The organism is Leisingera sp. ABD4_442 (assembly GCF_056160905.1).
Genome location: NZ_JBSWYB010000104.1, coordinates 1 through 420, shown reverse-complemented (window position 1 = coordinate 420; position 420 = coordinate 1). Strand labels below are relative to the sequence as shown.

The following is a 420-nucleotide window of genomic DNA, read 5'->3' as shown; positions in this document are numbered from 1 at the left end:
TCCAGGGAAGAAAGTGGCGCGGTTGACGGGGCTCGAACCCGCGACCCCCGGCGTGACAGGCCGGTACTCTAACCAACTGAGCTACAACCGCGCATGGGCCTTTCGGCTGGCCGTTTCCGACCTTTGATCCCCTCCGGGGCGGACCCTGAAACGCCAGGGCGGCGGGCGAAAGTGGCGCGGTTGACGGGGCTCGAACCCGCGACCCCCGGCGTGACAGGCCGGTACTCTAACCAACTGAGCTACAACCGCATTTTCGCCTTGCGGCGGACCGTTTCCAGTCCAGGTCCCCTCCGGGGCGGATCCTGTTTGACCTCAGGATTAGGCGCAGCAGTGGCGCGGTTGACGGGGCTCGAACCCGCGACCCCCGGCGTGACAGGCCGGTACTCTAACCAACTGAGCTACAACCGCCCGCTGCGATCC

General features: G+C 66.4%; 3 tRNA genes. All 3 read right to left on the bottom strand.

Features of this window, described 5'->3' with window-relative positions:
• Positions 1-14: 14 nt before the first annotated feature.
• The 3 genes from ACXAHG_RS23565 to ACXAHG_RS23555 all read right to left on the bottom strand — a co-directional run bounded on the left by ACXAHG_RS23565 (position 15) and on the right by ACXAHG_RS23555 (position 408).
• Positions 15-91, bottom strand: a tRNA-Asp gene (locus ACXAHG_RS23565).
• Positions 92-172: 81 nt separating this feature from the next.
• Positions 173-249: transfer RNA gene (locus tag ACXAHG_RS23560), tRNA-Asp, on the bottom strand.
• 82 nt (positions 250-331) lie between these two features.
• Positions 332-408, bottom strand: a tRNA-Asp gene (locus ACXAHG_RS23555).
• Between the last annotated feature and the right edge of the window lie 12 nt (positions 409-420).